The sequence below is a fragment of the Pseudomonas sp. UC 17F4 genome, from assembly GCF_900101695.1.
Classification (GTDB): domain Bacteria; phylum Pseudomonadota; class Gammaproteobacteria; order Pseudomonadales; family Pseudomonadaceae; genus Aquipseudomonas.
The window spans coordinates 3,318,902-3,335,789 of the sequence record NZ_FNKV01000001.1 but is presented as its reverse complement, the minus strand read 5'-3'; the positions used below and the strand labels follow the sequence as shown (position 1 = coordinate 3,335,789).

General features: G+C 65.4%; 12 protein-coding genes. 11 read left to right on the top strand and 1 reads right to left on the bottom strand.

What is annotated here, in order from left to right; translation table 11 throughout:
- Positions 1 to 98: 98 nt before the first annotated feature.
- Entirely contained in the window at positions 99 to 992 is an 894-nt protein-coding gene (locus BLR26_RS15310) for a helix-turn-helix transcriptional regulator (protein ID WP_045198130.1), read from the bottom strand.
- 221 nt (positions 993 to 1,213) lie between these two features.
- Here BLR26_RS15310 and BLR26_RS15305 point away from each other — a divergent pair, with 221 nt between their 5' ends.
- From BLR26_RS15305 to BLR26_RS15255, 11 genes are all read left to right on the top strand, one after another.
- A complete protein-coding gene (locus BLR26_RS15305) occupies positions 1,214 to 2,881 on the top strand; it encodes a (2,3-dihydroxybenzoyl)adenylate synthase (RefSeq protein ID WP_093382003.1) in 1,668 nt (555 codons plus the stop codon).
- Positions 2,881 to 3,669, top strand: coding sequence for a thioesterase II family protein (locus tag BLR26_RS15300; protein ID WP_176794248.1), 789 nt, complete (start codon positions 2,881 to 2,883; stop codon positions 3,667 to 3,669). Before BLR26_RS15305 ends, BLR26_RS15300 begins: the two co-directional genes overlap by 1 nt.
- Complete coding sequence (locus BLR26_RS15295; protein WP_045198124.1) at positions 3,669 to 3,974, top strand: isochorismate lyase; 306 nt, start codon at positions 3,669 to 3,671, stop codon at positions 3,972 to 3,974. The genes BLR26_RS15300 and BLR26_RS15295 overlap by 1 nt, the downstream gene beginning before the upstream one ends.
- Positions 3,971 to 5,368: an isochorismate synthase gene (locus BLR26_RS15290; RefSeq protein ID WP_093382000.1), complete on the top strand. Its 1,398-nt coding sequence runs from the start codon at positions 3,971 to 3,973 to the stop codon at positions 5,366 to 5,368. The genes BLR26_RS15295 and BLR26_RS15290 overlap by 4 nt, the downstream gene beginning before the upstream one ends.
- A gap of 145 nt (positions 5,369 to 5,513) precedes the next feature.
- Positions 5,514 to 5,789, top strand: a complete 276-nt coding sequence (locus BLR26_RS15285) for a hypothetical protein (protein ID WP_093381997.1) — start codon at positions 5,514 to 5,516, stop codon at positions 5,787 to 5,789.
- A gap of 358 nt (positions 5,790 to 6,147) precedes the next feature.
- Positions 6,148 to 8,190 carry a TonB-dependent receptor plug domain-containing protein gene (locus BLR26_RS15280; protein ID WP_093381993.1) on the top strand — a complete coding sequence of 681 codons (2,043 nt, stop codon included), beginning with the start codon at positions 6,148 to 6,150 and terminating at the stop codon, positions 8,188 to 8,190.
- A complete protein-coding gene (locus tag BLR26_RS15275; RefSeq protein ID WP_093381991.1) occupies positions 8,177 to 9,478 on the top strand; it encodes an ABC transporter substrate-binding protein in 1,302 nt (433 codons plus the stop codon). The genes BLR26_RS15280 and BLR26_RS15275 overlap by 14 nt, the downstream gene beginning before the upstream one ends.
- Complete coding sequence (locus tag BLR26_RS15270; protein WP_093381989.1) at positions 9,475 to 10,794, top strand: di-heme oxidoreductase family protein; 1,320 nt, start codon at positions 9,475 to 9,477, stop codon at positions 10,792 to 10,794. Before BLR26_RS15275 ends, BLR26_RS15270 begins: the two co-directional genes overlap by 4 nt.
- Before the next feature lie 201 nt (positions 10,795 to 10,995).
- Positions 10,996 to 12,237: a multidrug efflux RND transporter periplasmic adaptor subunit MexE gene (gene mexE / locus BLR26_RS15265; protein ID WP_093381986.1), complete on the top strand. Its 1,242-nt coding sequence runs from the start codon at positions 10,996 to 10,998 to the stop codon at positions 12,235 to 12,237.
- Between the two features lie 12 nt (positions 12,238 to 12,249).
- Complete coding sequence (locus BLR26_RS15260) at positions 12,250 to 15,429, top strand: efflux RND transporter permease subunit (RefSeq protein ID WP_045198110.1); 3,180 nt, start codon at positions 12,250 to 12,252, stop codon at positions 15,427 to 15,429.
- A complete protein-coding gene (locus BLR26_RS15255; protein ID WP_093381983.1) occupies positions 15,426 to 16,853 on the top strand; it encodes an efflux transporter outer membrane subunit in 1,428 nt (475 codons plus the stop codon). The genes BLR26_RS15260 and BLR26_RS15255 overlap by 4 nt, the downstream gene beginning before the upstream one ends.
- The last annotated feature ends 35 nt before the right edge of the window (positions 16,854 to 16,888 follow it).

Here is a 16,888-nt window from a genome sequence, read left to right as displayed (position 1 = left end):
GCCATTATCAAATGAGACTTTATCGCAGGCGGGTTTTCAGGAAGCGCTCAAGGCTTTAGATGCACAGGCCTTTTTATTCGATTCAGAGTCAGCGCGCGTCAGCGGATCTCGCTGGGCGATACGCCGTAGCGTTTGCGAAAGGCAATGGAAAAATGCGCCGGGCTGTAGCCCACGCCATAGGCGACGGTCGAAACGTTGCTCTCTTCATCACTGAGCATGCGGTGCGCTTCGCTCAGGCGATGCTCGTGCAGGTAGCCGAACACACTGGTGCCAAACACTTTGCGAAAGCCTGCGGTGAGCTTGCGCGGGCTCATGCCGACATGGGCGGCCAGGGCATTGAGGCTCGGCGGCTCGAGCAGCGAGCGCACCAGCAGGTCACGGGCGGCGTGCACGCGCTCGACATCCGAGGCGGTGATGCGCAGTTTCTGCTCTGGCTGGGCGCGTTCATCCAGTAAAAACTGGGCACTGAGCGCGGTCAGCTCGAGGGCCTTGCCACCCAGGTACAGCGAGCGGCTCGGGCCCTGCATCGGGCAGGTGGCGATCTGCGTGGCCAGGGCCTGCATTGCCCGCGGCGCCGGGCGCACCATCATGTAGGGGTCGCCGCCCCTGGCCGCCAGCAGCTTGCGCGGGGCCATGCCCAGGTGGCGGTCGAGCGACTCCAGGTCGAGCTGGACGATGGTGTAGCGCAACGGCGTCGAGGTGCCGTAGATCTGCGACGAGGTGAACTCGCCGTCATTGACGATGGTGCACAGGCTCGGGCCGCGGATCGATTGCTCGGCGTGCCCCGGAATCCGGCAGGACAACTCGCCGCTCTGCACCAGGATCAGCTTCAGACCGCGCTCCAGCGGGTCTTCGACCCAGGCCTCGCTCTCGGACCAGAGGGTGCCGGTAACCAGGGTCATGTGCGGTTCCAGGTAGACCGTCCCGGGCTGGTTGCCCTTGGGTTCGGCCTGCTTCTCTGGGTGAGTGGGGGCGATGATCGTAATAGTCATTGGGTTTTCCCTTTTCCTGAGGCCATTACGTGGGGCCTGACCTGAAATAACGGGAGGTTTGTAAACCCTCAACCTCCCTGTTTGAAGCCACTGCGTATTTCATCTAATGAAAAAGTCGCGGCACCGAAAGCCTTGGCGTTGAGAAGCGCTCGGCGAAGGATAATGATAATAGATCTCATTAAGCCATTTGTAGCCAATTATTTCTACAAATAGGAGATTTCATGTCCTTGAACACTTCGACGCCCCTGCCAGATGCCGTAGGCGACGCTCCCGACTGGCCGCCGGCCTTTGCCCGGCGCTACCGCCAGGCCGGCTACTGGCAGGCGCAGACCTTTGCCCAGGCCCTCGACACCGCCGCGGCCCGCAACCCGGCTGCGATCGCCATCAGCGACGGCGCCCTGCATTTGAGCTACGCCAGCCTGGCAGAACGCTGCCAGCGCCTGGCCGGCGGCTTGCGTGCCCTTGGCCTCAAAGCCGGTGACAACGTGGTGGTGCACCTGCCCAATGGCAGCGCCTTTGTCGAAGTGTGCTTTGCCCTGTTTCGCCTCGGCGCGCGGCCGATCCTGGCCCTGCCCGCTCATCGTCAGCACGAGATCGGCGGCTTCTGCAGCTTCGCCCAGGCCACGGCCTACATCGGCTGCGATCAGCTCGAAGGTTTCGACTGCCGGCAGATGGCGCGCCAGTTGCGCACTGCCAACCCGCACCTGCGGCATGTGCTGATCGACGGTGACGCCGAAGAGTTCATTGCCCTCGGCACGCTGTACGGCGGCGAAGCAATGGAGCAGGACGCCGGCGATCCCGAGGCGGTGGCCTGCTTCCAGTTGTCGGGGGGGACCACCGGCACGCCCAAGCTGATTCCGCGCCGGCACGCCGAATATCTCTACAACGTGCGCGCCAGCAGCGCGGTCTGCGGGCTCGACGCGCAGACCGTGTACCTTGCCGCGCTGCCCATGGCGCACAACTTCACCCTCTGCTGCCCCGGGGTGATCGGCACCTTGCTCGCCGGTGGCCGGGTGGTGTGCAGCCGCCGCCCCGACCCGGACACCTGCTTTGCCCTGATCAGCGCCGAGCGGGTCACCGTCACCGCCCTGGTGCCGCCGCTGGCCATGCTCTGGCTCGACGCCCAGGCCCAGCGCCAGGCCGATCTGTCGAGCTTGCGACTGCTCCAGGTCGGCGGCGCGAAGCTGCTCAGCACTGCTGCGGCGCGGGTCAAACCGGTGCTCGGCTGCACCTTGCAACAAGTGCTGGGCATGGCCGAGGGGCTGCTCTGCTACACCCGCCTAGACGATCGCGAGGAGTTGCTTCTGCACACCCAGGGCCGGCCACTGTGCGCCGATGACGAGCTGCGCATCGTCGACGAACAGGGCCAGCCTGTACCCGACGGTGTAGTCGGCGAGCTGCAAGTGCGCGGCCCCTACACCATTCGCGGCTACTACCGGCTGCCCGAACACAACGCCAAGGCCTTCACTGCTGATGGTTTCTATTGCAGCGGCGACCGCGTGCGGCGCACCGCCGAGGGTTACCTGGTAGTCGAGGGGCGGGACAAGGACCAGATCAACCGCGGCGGCGAAAAGGTCGCCGCCGAAGAAGTGGAAAACCTGCTGATCAACCATCCCCAGGTGCATGACGCGGCGCTGGTGGCGATGCCCGACGCGGTGCTGGGCGAGTCCACCTGCGCCTTTATCGTCGCCCGCGATCCGGCGCCCTCGGCGTTTGGCCTCAAGCAGCACCTGCGCAGCCAGGGCCTGGCCGCGTTCAAGGTGCCAGACCGCATCGAGTTCGTGGCGCAGTTCCCGCAGACCGGGGTCGGCAAGGTCAGCCGCAAGGACCTGCGCGCAACCCTGCGCCAGGCCTGGCTCGATGCCAACTGTGGGAGCGTCGCCTCGTGATGGCCGGACTGTTGTCCCAGGGCGAGCGCTGGGTGCGCCCCTATCGATTGACGCCGATGCCGCGCTGGCGCCTGGTGTGCTTTGCCCATGCCGGCGGCAGTGCGAGTTTTTTCCGCGACTGGGCCAGCGCCCTGCCCGCCGATATCGACCTGTTGGCCATCCAGTACCCGGGCCGTGAAGACCGCTTCGGCGAAGCCTGCCTGAGCGACATGCCCAGCCTGGCCGAGGCCGCGAGCGTTGCGCTGCGTGGCTATGCCGACCGGCCGCTGGCGCTGTTCGGCCACAGCCTCGGCGCGGTGGTCGCCTATGAAGTGGCGGTGCGCCTGGCGCAGCAGACAATCGCCGTCGAGCAGTTGTTCGTCTCCGCCCACCCGGCGCCGCAGTGCCAGCGTGGCGGGCAGTTGCACAGCGGCCCCGACCAGGCCCTGCTCGACGATGTGCGGCGGCTGTCGAGCCGGCCCAACCCGCTGCTCGAAGACCCGGCCCTGTGCCAGATGTTCCTGCCCAGCCTGCGCCATGACTACCAGATCGTCGAAACCTACAGCCGCGCCGCGCCGCAGCCGCTCAACAGCCGCATCACCGTGTTCTACCCCGAGCAGGACCCGGAGTTCGACCTTGACGAAGCCCTGGCCTGGCAAGCCGCCAGCCTCCAGCCACTGCACCTGCAGCGCTGGCAGGGCGAGCACTTCTACCTCATCGAGCAGCGCCAGGCGCTGCTCGATGCCCTGGCGGCCAGCCTGCTCGGCCGTCGCCCGCTGACATCACCTGCCCTTGAGGAAGCCCTCTGATGAAATCCCCTGACGCTTGTGAAGGCCTGCCGGACATCCGGATCGCCATCGATTCACTGGACCACCAGATCATCGAACTCATGCGCCAACGCATGGCTTACGTCAAAGCCGCCGCCCGCTTCAAACCGACCGAAAACAGCATCGCCGCGCCCGAGCGCGTCGCCCAGATGCTCCCGCAACGGCGCCAGTGGGCCGAGGACGCCGGGCTCGATGCACACTTTGTCGAAACCCTGTTTGCCCAGATCATTCATTGGTACATCGCCCAGCAAGTCGTGCACTGGCGCAGCATGAGGGTGCCCGCATGAAAGCCCTGACCCGACTGGAAGAGCACCTCGGCGAGCTGACCCAGGTGTTCGAGCAGGCCCGCCAGCGCGCGGTGCTGCAAGCTGAGCCGGTGCTGGCCAGTTACGCCCTGGCGATCGATGCGGTGGACCTGCTGGAGCTGTTTTGCCGGGTCGACCAGCCCTGCGCCGAGGCCGTGTTCTGGCGCGCCGCCGATGGCGGCAGGAGCCTGTTCGGCTGGGGCGTGGCTGCAGAGCTGAGCGGTGCTGGCGAGCAGCGTTTCGCCAGCGTTGACCAGCAGTGGCAGCACTGGCTGCGCAGCGCGGTGATCCACGGCCCGCAGCCGCCGCTGCTGTGCGGGGGGTTTCGCTTCGACCACCAGGTCCAGGCCAGCAGCGCCTGGCAGGGTTTTGGCGACGCCTCGATGCGACTGATGACCTTGCTGCTGATACGCGACGCCGACGCCTGCTGGCTGCTGTGCCAGCAGTTGGTCGGCCCTGCGGACACTGCCCAAAGCCGCTGCGAGCAGGTGCTCAATGAGTGGCACGGGCTGATGGATCGCTACCTGTCGGCGCCGGTTGTCACGCCGCCCGCGCAGCACCGCCGCGACCAGAGCCTGCCGCGCGCCTGCTGGGAGAGCAAAATCGTCCAGGCCCTGGACGCGCTGCGCGATACCTCGATGAAAAAGGTGGTGCTGGCGCGCGAAGTGCTCAGCGAGTTTTCCCGGGCCGTCAGCCCGGGACGCACCCTGGCGCGCCTGGCCAGCAACGATCCGGCGGCCTACCTGTTCGCCTTTCGCCGCCAGCAAAGCTGCTTTATCGGCGCCTCGCCGGAACGCCTGGTCAAGCTCGACGGCGGCCGCCTGCAGACCCTGGCGCTGGCCGGCACCAGCCGCCGCGACCCCGACCCGCAACAAGACGCGCAACTGGCACAGGCGCTGCTGGACTGCGAGAAAAACCGCCACGAACATGCACTGGTGGTGCAGATCATCGAAAGCGGCCTGGCGCCATGGGCAAGCCAGTTGCAGGTACCGGCGACCCCGTCGGTGCAACGCCTGAGTCGGGTCCAGCACCTGAGTACAGTGATCGAAGGTCGCCTGCGCCCGCAAACAAGCCTGCTGCAAGTGGTCGAAGCCCTGCACCCGACACCCGCCGTCGGCGGCCACGAGCGCCAGCAGGCCATGGCGCATATTCGCCACTGCGAAGGTTTTGACCGCGGCTGGTACGCCGCGCCCCTGGGCTGGCTGGACGCGCGGGGCAACGGCGAATTCATCGTCGGCCTGCGCTCGGCGCTGTTGAACGGCGAGCAGGCCCGTCTGTTCGCCGGTTGCGGCATCGTGCCTTGCTCGGACCCGGCCAGTGAATACGAGGAGACCTGCATCAAGCTTGCGGGGATGCAGTTGGCGTTGCAGGCGTGAGTGCGGTTGGGGTTGGGATAAGCCCGCTGCCCCAACGTCCAAACCCAAGGATCAATTTCCCCGGTTTGCGCCAAGAACCTATAATTGAGTTGACCGGTAGCCAACCCGGGCACAGCCCCCTTCGGCGATCCGGACTGCCTCTGACATGAACACTACCCTCTTCACCACCTGCCTGCTCGCCCTCTGCCTGGCACTCACGGCCGGTTGCTCGAGCAAACCCAAGGCCAAATACCTGGCCGCCAATGCCGGTTCCAACTGCCACGCCAAAGCCGTGCCCACAGCCGGCGAAGGTGGCCTGGCGTGGGGCCCGACCTTGCAGATCGCCCGGCAGAAATCCATGAACAACTGCATCCGCTACGCCGGGCGCTCCGGCGGCCAGCCCAGGACCTGCAAGGTGGTGTTGGCCGAATGCAAACGCTAGGCTTTGTACGAAAAGTGCCTGCGCGACGATCATGCGGCGTTGAGAACAGGCTCGGAATGCTCATTTACAACTCGTAAAGTCGTGCGCGACCCCGGCCGTTCCTCGCCTGTTCTCGCCTTGCCTGATCGCCGCTCGGCGACTTTTCGTACAAACCCTCGCCCCTCTGTAAGCCATACGCTATATATATTCTTATATAGCGTTGTCAATTTGCTCGCCTGGCTCTAGTATCGGCGGCGTTCTGCCGTTGCGCGTACCCGCTTGATCGATGCGATCAGACGGCTCCGGGGAGGGAGCTGTCGGTCGTTTTGCGCCACGCGCTATATAAAATAATATATAACGATACCGACCAAGGAGCGTCATGACCCCGTTCGCCCCCCGTACCCTGCTGCTCGCCCTGGCCGCCATCAGCGCCGAGGCTGCCGTGGCCGAGCAGAAGAAAACCTTCAGCCTCGGTGAAATCCAGATTTGGGCCCCGCAGGATGAGGCGCTCGCCACCGGCAGCAGCGTCGTCGAGCTCGAAGACATGCGCCTGCATGACCGCGAGACCGTCGACCGCGCCCTGGCCCTGGCGCCTGGGGTGAACCTCGCCTACATGGGCGGGCGCGCCGAGCAGGTGGTGTACGTGCGCGGTTTTGACCGCCTGCAGGTGCCGGTGTATATCGACGGCATTCCCACCTATGTGCCCTATGACGGCAACATCGACCTGGGACGTTTCACCACCTACGACCTGTCGCGCATCGAAGTGGCCAAGGGTTTCGCCTCGCTGCTGTACGGCCCCAATACCCTGGGCGGGGCGATCAACCTGATCACCCGGCGGCCCACCGAAACCTTCGAAGGTGAAGTCGGTGGCGGCCTGGAGCTGACCGACCACGGCAACGTCAACGCCTATCGCAGCTACGCCAACCTGGGTTCCAACCAGGGCAACTGGTGGATGCAGGGTGGCGTATCGTATGTCGACTATGACTACACGATGCTGCCCGACGACTTCGAGCCAACCAACAACCAGCAAGGCAAGGGCCGTCGGGAAAACAGTAACAAGCGCGACGGCAAGTTCAGCTTCAAGCTCGGCTTCACCCCCAACGATACCGACGAGTACGTGCTCGGTTATGTCCAGCAGGAAGGCCGCAAGGGCCAGCCGCCCTACGCCGGCGACCTGCCCGCCAGCGGCCAGCGCAAGCGCTGGTGGGAGTGGCCGCAGTGGGACAAGACCAGCCTGTTCCTGGCCACCAACACCCGCTTCGGCGAGCACGGCCTGAAGACCCGGGTGTTCCGCGACACCTTCAAGAACTCGCTGGAAAGCTTTGTCTACAACAACGGTATCCATGGCGCGATGCAGCCGGGGTTCCCGAGCAAATACGATGACGAGTCCACCGGTTTCTCGGTCGAGGGCGACCTGGCCCTGAGCACCGGCAACCGCCTGGGCATCGGTTATCACTTCAAGGAAGATGTGCACCGCTCGCGCGATGGCAGCGACCCGCAAACCCACTTTCGCGACCAGACCCAGTCCATCGCCCTGGAAGATACCCTGCGCCTGAACGACATCTTCAGCGTGGTCGGCGGGGTGTCGTACAACTACCGCAAGAGCCTTGAGGCCGAAAACTTCGGTACCAGCGCCGCCTCGCCCCGGGTCAAGACCCTGTATGACGAGCCGACCGGCAGCGACGATGCGGTCAACAGCCAGTTGGGCCTGTTCATCAACACAGGCCCCTTGCTGGGCATCGACCACAACGGCCAGGTGCGCCTGACCGTGGCGCGCAAGAGCCGCTTTGCAACCATCAAGGACCGCTACTCGACCCGCTTTGGCACGGTGATCCCCAGCCCCGATCTGAAGTCCGAACGCGCCACCCACTACGAGCTGGGCTACAGCGGCGCGATCAGCCGCCAATGGACCCTCGACACGGCGCTGTTCGTCAGCAACATCGAAGACTCCATCCAGCAGGTCACCGTCGCCCCGGTCGCCGGTTGCGCAGCGCCGTGCGGCCAATACCAGAACATCGCCAAGGCGCGTAACCAGGGTGTCGAACTGGGCCTGCGCGGCGATCTGGGCAACTGGGAATTCAACACCAGCTACACCTACCTCGATCGTGAAAACCGCAGCAATCCCGAGCTGCGCCCGATCGATACACCGCGCCACAACCTGTTCGCCTCGGCCAACCTGAACCTCGACGCCTGGCGCCACACCGCCAGCGTCGAAGCCGCTTCGCGGCGTTACAACATGTCCGATGGCAGCCAGATGAGCGGCGGCTACGCGGTGTACAACCTCAAAAGCGGCTATCGCTTGAGCAATGACGTGCGCATCGAAGCGGGCATCCGCAACCTGTTCGATCGCCTTTATGAATACAGCGAGGGGTACCCGGAAATTGGCCGCAGCTACTTCGTACAGTTCAATGTGCCGCTCTAAGGCCTGGCTGCTGGCGCTGCTGCTGGGCGCAGCCAGTGCCCGGGCGGGCGCGCCGCAGCCGGTGGTGGTGTTGACCAGCTACCCCGAGGAGATGATGACGCGCTTCGAAGAGGCCTTCGAGCGCGCCAACCCCGATTACCGCCTGCAGATCCTCTGGCGCCAGGGCTTCGATGCCCTGCCCTATCTGCGCCAGGCCGACCAGGGCGGGGTCGATGTCTACTGGGCGCCGTCACCGGGCAACTTCAAGCGTCTGGCCCAGGACGCCGGCTGGCAGCCGCTAGGGGTCGAGCTGGACGGTTTGCCGCCGCGCATTGGCGGCATCGCCCTGCGCGATCGCGCGGCGCGCTACCAGGCCACGGAGCTTGCCGGTTATGGCTTTGCCATTAACCCGGAAGAACTGGCCAAGCTGAACATGCCTGCCCCGCAAGACTGGCCGGACCTGCTCGATGCCCGCCTGCGCGGGCGCGTCGCCTTGCCCGACCCTGCGCGCGTCGGCTTTGCCCCAGTGCTGCTGGATATCGTTTTGCAGGCCTACGGCTGGGATCAAGGCTGGGCGCTGTGGAGCGAGCTCGCCGGGCAATCGCGGCTGGTCAGTCGCGGCGGCACCCTGGTCAGTGACGAGGTCGCCAGCGGGCGTTCGGCAGTGGGTGTGTCGATCGACTTTTTCGTGGCTTCGGCGGTGAGTAACGGCGAAGCGGTCGAGTTTGTCTACCCGGCCCACGGCGGGCTCAACCCGGCGCATATCGCCATCCCTCGCCAGGCCAGGCAGGTCGAGGGAGCGCGGGCCTTCGTGCGCTTCGTGTTGTCGCCTGAAGGGCAACGCCTGCTGGCCGACCCGGACATTCGCAAGTTGCCGGTGCGCCCCAGCATTTATGCCGACTTGCCGGCGGGCTATCACGACCCCTTCGCCGCCGCCCGCCAGGGCGCCTATGCCTACACCGACGACAGCTCGCGCGAACGCCTGGCGCTGATCACCTCGCTGTTCGAGCAATGGCTCGGCCAACCCCATGAACGCCTCGCCGTGTTGTGGGCGCGGGTGCATGCCGGTGAAGCCCAGGGCCGCGACCTGACCGCGGTGCGCGAGTTTCTCAGCGTGCCGCCGATCGACGAAGAGCAAGCGGCGTCGGCGCCGTTGCTGGCACTGTTTGCCCAGCGCCAGGACCATGGCATGCAGCGCCAGCCCGCGAGCGACCAGGATGCCCTCGGCCGCGAGGAAATCGCCTGGCAGTTCCATAGCGCCCGGCAACAGGCGCAAGCCGAGCGCCTGCTATCGGCCATGGGCCTGTGAAGCGCGCTATCTGCTTGCTGCTCGCCACGCTGCTGAGCACGCCCGCCAGCGCCGCCGTCAGCCGTGAAGCCTTCGCCCAGCCCTTGCCGGGGCTGGACGATGCGCAGCAACTGGAGCGTTTCTTTCACGGCCGCAGCCTGTTCCGCCAGGCCTGGGTGGTGGCGCCTTCGCGGGACGAAGCGGTCGATGGCCTGGGGCCGCTGTACAACCGCATCAGCTGCATTGCCTGCCACCCCAAGAATGGTCGCGGGCAGGCACCTGCCAGTGAACAGCAACCGCTGCGCACGATGCTGGTGCGCCTGTCGCTACCCGGGCACGATGCCCACGGCGGACCGCTGGCGCATCCGGTCTATGGTGATCAGCTCAGCGAATCGGCTGTTCCCGGCGTGGCCGCTGAAGGTCGGGCGCAAGTGCGCTGGCAAGAGCAATGGGTCACCCTGACCGATGGCGAACGCATCGGCCTGCGTTCGCCGCGCCTGAGCTTCAGCGAACTGGCCTACGGCCCGTTGGGTAACGTGCGCACCTCGATGCGGGTCGGCTCGCCGGTGTTCGGCCTGGGCCTGCTCGAAGCCATCGAGGCCAGCACCCTGCAGGCACTGGCCGACGCGCCCAAGCCCGATGGCGTCAAGGGCCGCGTCAACCAGGTATGGAGCGTCGAACGCCAGCGCCTTGAGCCCGGGCGCTTTGGCCTCAAAGCCAACCAGCCGGACCTGCGTCAGCAGATTGCCGGCGCCATGCACGGTGACCTGGGGATCACTTCGCCACTGTATCCCCAACAAAACTGCACGCCGTTGCAAGCGGCCTGTCGCCAGGCTGCCAGCGGCGGCGAACCGGAGCTCGATGCCGTGCAACTGGGCGACCTGCACTTCTACCTGGCCCACCTGGCGCCACCGCCGCGCCGCGACCGGAGCAAGCCCGAGGTGCAGCGTGGCGAACAGTTGTTCAGCCAGGCTGGCTGCGCCCAATGCCACCGCCCGCGCCTGAGCACGGGGCAGCATCCGCTCTACCCGCTGTTGTCAGCGCGGCAGATCGAGCCTTACAGCGACCTGTTGCTGCATGACATGGGCCCGGACCTGGCCGATGGCCGTGACGATTACCTGGCCACCGGCCGCGAGTGGCGCACCCCGCCACTGTGGGGCCTGGGGTTGCTCGAACGGATCAACCCCGGTGCCGGGTACCTGCATGATGGCCGGGCGCGTACGCTTGAGGAGGCGGTGTTGTGGCATGGCGGGGAAGCGCAAGTGGCGCGCGAGCGCTTCAAGGCGCTGGTGGCCGATGACCGCCGGGCGTTGCGGGCGTTTTTGCGGTCGCTGTAATTTCAATCGCGGGTCAAGTCGAGTCGTCGCACCGCCGCTCCCACAGGATTGATGCAGACCTGTAGGAGCGGGCTTGACCCGCGATGAGGCCAGATGCCCTCATATCATTCCCAATGATAATAACCTTCGCCCCATTCGATTCGTCGTTGATAGTTTCAAATCGCAGAATCCGCCCACTATCAATAAATTGGCGGACTCCCCATGGAACAGTCACTCAAACCTTTGCGTTACCCCCTTGCTCTATTGGCTGTATTGGTGATGAGTGCCTGCGGTCGCACCCCGGAGGCCGTGCAGGCGCCGGCGGCGGCCAAGGTCAGCGTGGCCAAGGTGCTGGAACAACCAATCAACGAATGGGACGAGTTCACCGGCCGCCTGGAGGCGCCGGAAACCGTCGAGGTGCGTCCGCGCGTCTCCGGGCAGATCGACCAGGTGGCCTTCACCGAAGGCGCCCAGGTGAAAAAAGGCGATCTGCTGTTCCAGATCGACCCGCGTCCGTTCCAGGCTGAGGTCCGCCGCCTCGAAGCCCAACTGCAACAAGCCCGCGCCACCGCCATCCGCAGCGAAAACGAAGCCCAGCGCGGCGAGCGCCTGCGCAGCAGCAACGCGATTTCCGCCGAGCTTGCCGAGTCGCGCACCAGTGCCGCTGCCGAAGCCCGCGCCGGTGTCGCCGCGATCCAGGCGCAACTGGACCTGGCGCGCCTGAACTTAAGCTTCACCCGCGTCACCGCGCCGATCAGCGGCCGGGTCAGCCGCGCGCAATTCACCGCCGGCAACATCGTCACGGCTGACGTCACGCCGCTGACCAGCGTGGTCTCCACCGACAAGGTCTACGCCTACTTCGACGCCGACGAGCGCGTGTACCTCAAGTACACCCAGCTGGCGCGCGACGGCCAACGTGGCCAGAGCACCCCGGTGTACCTGGGCCTGTCCAACGAAAACGGCAACCCGCACCTGGGCCAGATGAACTTCGTCGACAACCAGGTCAACCCCAAGACCGGCACCATCCGTGGCCGTGCGGTGTTCGACAACCGCGACGGGCAGTTCACCCCGGGCCTGTACGCACGCCTGAAACTGGTCGGCAGCGCCACCTACTCGGCGGTGCTGATCAACGACGAAGCGGTCGGTACCGACCTTGGCAAGAAGTTCGTGCTGGTCATGGACAAGGACAACAAGGCCGCCTACCGCGCCGTCGAGCTGGGGCCGAAACTCGAAGGCCTGCGCATCGTGCGCAACGGCCTGAGCAAGGATGACCGCATTGTCGTCAAGGGCCTGCAACGGGTACGCCCGGGCTCGCCAGTCGACCCGCAGGACACGCCAATGGCCAGTGACGCGACCATCGCCGCCCTCGCCCAACAACGTCAGGCGCTCGAAGCCAGTATCCAGGGCAAAACAGTGGCCACCCCCAGCGTAAAACTCGCCAGTGCCTCGGCACCGCGCGGTTAAGGGATCAGTCCGATGAATTTTTCCAAGTTTTTTATCACCCGGCCGATCTTCGCCGCGGTGCTGTCGCTGCTGATTCTGATCGCCGGCAGCATCTCGCTGTTCCAGCTGCCGATCAGCGAATACCCGGAAGTGGTACCGCCCACCGTGGTGGTGCGTGCCAACTTCCCCGGCGCCAACCCGAAAGTGATCGGCGAAACCGTCGCCGCGCCGCTTGAGCAGGCGATTACCGGGGTCGAGAACATGCTCTACATGTCCTCGCAGTCCACCGCCGACGGCAAGGTCACTCTGACCGTCACCTTCGCCCTCGGTACCGACCTGGACAACGCCCAGGTTCAGGTGCAGAACCGCGTGACCCGCACCCAGCCCAAGCTGCCCGAGGAAGTTACGCGTATCGGTATTACCGTCGACAAGGCTTCGCCCGACCTGACCATGGTCGTGCACCTGACCTCGCCGGACAACCGTTACGACATGCTCTACCTGTCCAACTACGCCATCCTCAACATCAAGGATGAACTGGCGCGCCTGGGCGGTGTCGGTGACGTGCAACTGTTCGGCATGGGCGACTATTCGCTGCGGGTCTGGCTCGACCCGAACAAGACCGCTTCGCGCAACCTCACCGCCAGCGACGTGGTCGCCGCCATTCGCGAGCAGAACCGTCAGGTAGCCGCCGGTCAACTTGGCGCGCCACCCGCACCCGGGGCCACCAGCTTCCAGCTGTCGGTCAACACCCAGGGCCGCCTGGTCAGTGAAGAAGAGTTCGAGAACATCATCATCCGCTCCGGCGCCGATGGTGAGATCACCCGCCTGAAGGACATCGCCCGCGTTGAGCTCGGCTCCAGCCAGTACGCCCTGCGCTCGCTGCTGAACAACCAGCCGGCCGTGGCCATCCCGATCTTCCAGCGCCCAGGCTCCAACGCCATCGAGATCTCCGACGAGGTCCGAGCGAAAATGGCCGAGCTGAAGAAGGACTTCCCTGAAGGCATGGACTACAGCATTGTCTATGACCCAACGGTATTCGTTCGCGGTTCGATCGAGGCGGTGGTCCACACCCTGTTCGAAGCGCTGATCCTGGTGGTGCTGGTGGTCATCCTGTTCCTGCAGACCTGGCGCGCCTCGATCATCCCGCTGGTGGCGGTTCCGGTTTCCTTGATCGGTACCTTCGCGGTGATGCACCTGTTCGGCTTCTCGCTCAACGCCCTGTCGCTGTTCGGCCTGGTACTGGCCATCGGTATCGTGGTGGACGACGCCATCGTCGTGGTGGAAAACGTCGAGCGTAACATCGGCCTGGGCCTCAAGCCCCTGGAAGCCACGCAAAAGGCCATGGGCGAAGTGACCGGGCCGATCATCGCCACGGCGCTGGTGCTGTGCGCGGTGTTCGTGCCGGCGGCGTTCATTTCCGGCCTTACCGGGCAGTTCTACAAGCAGTTCGCGCTGACCATCGCCATCTCCACGGTGATCTCGGCCTTCAACTCCCTGACCCTGTCGCCAGCCCTGGCCGCGGTACTGCTCAAGGAGCACCACGCACCCAAAGACCGCTTCTCGAAAGTGCTCGAACGCCTGCTCGGTGGCTGGCTGTTCGGCCCGTTCAACCGCTTCTTCGACCGTGCCAGCCATGGCTATGTCGGCGCTGTCGGCCGGGTCATCCGCAGCAGCGGCATCGCCCTGTTCGTCTATGGCGGCCTGATCATCATGACCTGGCTGGGCTTCTCGTCGACGCCTACCGGCTTTGTACCGGCGCAAGACAAGCAGTACCTGGTCGCCTTCGCGCAGCTGCCGGATGCCGCCAGCCTTGACCGCACCGAGGCGGTGATCAAGAAGATGAGCGAGATCGCCCTCAAGCAACCGGGCGTGGCTGACTCGGTGGCCTTCCCGGGCCTGTCGATCAACGGCTTCACCAACAGCCCGAACAGCGGCATCGTCTTCACCCCGCTCAAGCCCTTCGACGAGCGCAAGGACCCGAGCCAGTCGGCCGCCGCGATTGCTGCCGCGCTGAACGCGCAGTTCGCCGATATCGAAGACGCCTACATCGCGATCTTCCCGCCGCCGCCGGTACAGGGACTGGGCACCATCGGTGGTTTCCGCCTGCAGATCGAAGACCGTGGCAACCTGGGTTATGAAGCGCTGTACAAGGAAACCCAGAACATCATCGCCAAGAGCCACAACGTGCCGGAGCTGGCCGGGCTGTTCACCAGCTACCAGGTCAACGTGCCGCAGGTCGATGCTGCCATCGACCGCGAGAAGGCCAAGACCCACGGTGTAGCGATCAGCGATATCTTCGACACCCTGCAGATCTACCTGGGTTCGTTGTACGCCAACGACTTCAACCGCTTTGGCCGCACCTACCAGGTCAACGTCCAGGCCGAGCAGCAGTTCCGCCTTGAAGCCGAGCAGATCGGCCAGCTCAAGGTGCGCAACAACCAGGGCGAGATGATCCCGCTGGCGACCTTCATCAAGGTCAGCGACACCTCGGGGCCGGACCGCGTCATGCACTACAACGGCTTCATCACCGCCGAGATCAACGGTGCCGCAGCACCGGGCTACAGCTCCGGGCAAGCGGAAAAGGCCATCGAGAAACTGCTCAAGGAAGAACTGCCCAACGGCATGACTTTCGAATGGACCGAGCTGACCTACCAGCAGATCCTCGCCGGTAACACCGCGCTGTTCGTCTTCCCGCTCTGCGTACTGCTGGCCTTCCTGGTGCTGGCCGCCCAGTACGAAAGCTGGAGCCTGCCGCTGGCGGTGATCCTGATCGTGCCGATGACCCTGCTGTCGGCGATTACCGGGGTGATTCTGTCCGGTGGCGACAACAACATCTTCACCCAGATCGGCTTGATCGTACTGGTGGGGCTGGCGTGCAAGAACGCCATCCTGATCGTCGAGTTCGCCAAGGACAAACAGGCCGAAGGCCTCGACCCGCTGGCCGCGGTACTGGAAGCCTGCCGCCTGCGCCTGCGGCCGATCCTGATGACCTCGATCGCCTTCATCATGGGTGTGGTGCCGCTGGTGTTCTCCTCCGGCGCCGGTGCTGAAATGCGTCATGCCATGGGTGTGGCGGTGTTCTCCGGGATGATCGGGGTGACCTTCTTCGGTCTGCTGCTGACGCCGGTGTTCTTTGTCCTGATCCGCCGTTACGTGGAACGCAGCCAGGCCCGCAAAGCGGCGCGTGCGCTGAAGCTGGAGACTCATGCATGAACCGCAGTGTGAAATTCTTTATGCCCAGCCTGCTGGTGCTGGCCCTGGCCGCTTGTGCGGTGGGCCCGGACTACAAGGCCCCGGACACCGCGGCGGCGCAATTGAGCGCGGCCAACGAACCGAGCGCCAAGGCCGCCTTCGACCGCAGCCGTTTTGAAAGCATCTGGTGGAAGCAGTTCGACGACCCGGTGCTGAACAAACTGGTCAGCCAGTCGCTGGACGGCAACCGCGAACTGCGCGTGGCCTTCGCCCGCCTGAAAGCGGCGCGGGCGATTCGCGACGATGTCAGCAACGACGCCCTGCCCACCGTCACCAGCCGCGCCAGCGCCGACCTGGGCAAGGGCCAGGTGCCTGGCCAGAGCGAAGATCGGGTCAACAGCGAACGCTATGACCTGGGCCTGGACATGGCCTGGGAGCTGGACCTGTTCGGTCGCATCCAGCGTCAACTTGAAGCCAGCGAAGCCGAGCAGGACGCCGCCCAGGCCGACCTGCAGCAACTGCAAGTGAGCCTGATCGCCGAGCTGGTCGATGCCTATGGCCAGCTGCGCGGTGCGCAATTGCGCGAGAAGATCGCCCTGGCCAACCTCAAGACCCAGCAGGATTCGCGGGGTATCACCGAAACCTTGCGTGACGCCGGGGTCGGTAACGACCTTGATGTGGTGCGGGCCGATGCCCGCCTGGCGGCGGTCGAGGCCAGTGTGCCGCAACTGCAGGCCGAACAGGTACGGGCGCGCAACCGCATCGCCACCCTGCTCGGCCAGCGCCCGGACGCCCTGGCGGTTGACCTGTCGCCGGCGCAACTGCCGGCCATCGCCAAGGCGCTGCCGGTGGGCGACCCCGGCGAGCTGCTCAAGCGCCGCCCGGATATCCGCAGCGCCGAGCGCCAGTTGGCAGCGGCAACCGCCAACATCGGCGTGGCCACCGCCGACCTGTTCCCCCGGGTCAGCCTCAGCGGCTTTCTCGGCTTTACCGCCGGGCGCGGCTCGCAACTGGGCTCCTCGGCCGCCAAGGCCTGGGCCCTGGGCCCGAGTATTACCTGGGCGGCCTTCGACCTGGGCAGCGTGCGCGCCCGCCTGCGCGGCGCCAACGCCGATGCCGAGGGCGCCCTGGCCAACTATGAGCAGCAGGTATTGCTGGCCCTGGAAGAATCGGAAAACGCCTTCAGCGACTACAGCAAACGCCAGCAACGGCTGCTGGCCCTGCTGCGCCAGAGCGAAGCCAGCCGCAAGGCGGCCGATCTCGCCTCGATTCGCTACCGCGAAGGCACGGTCGACTACCTGGTGCTGCTCGACGCCGAACGCGAACGCCTGAGCGCCGAAGATGCCCAGGCCCAGGGCGAAGTCGACCTGTACCGCGGCATCGTCGCCATCTACAAGGCCCTCGGTGGCGGCTGGCAGGCCGAAAGCGTGGCTGCGGCGAACTGATTCAACGGCTCCTTTGGTTGGTTTCTGACCGGCCT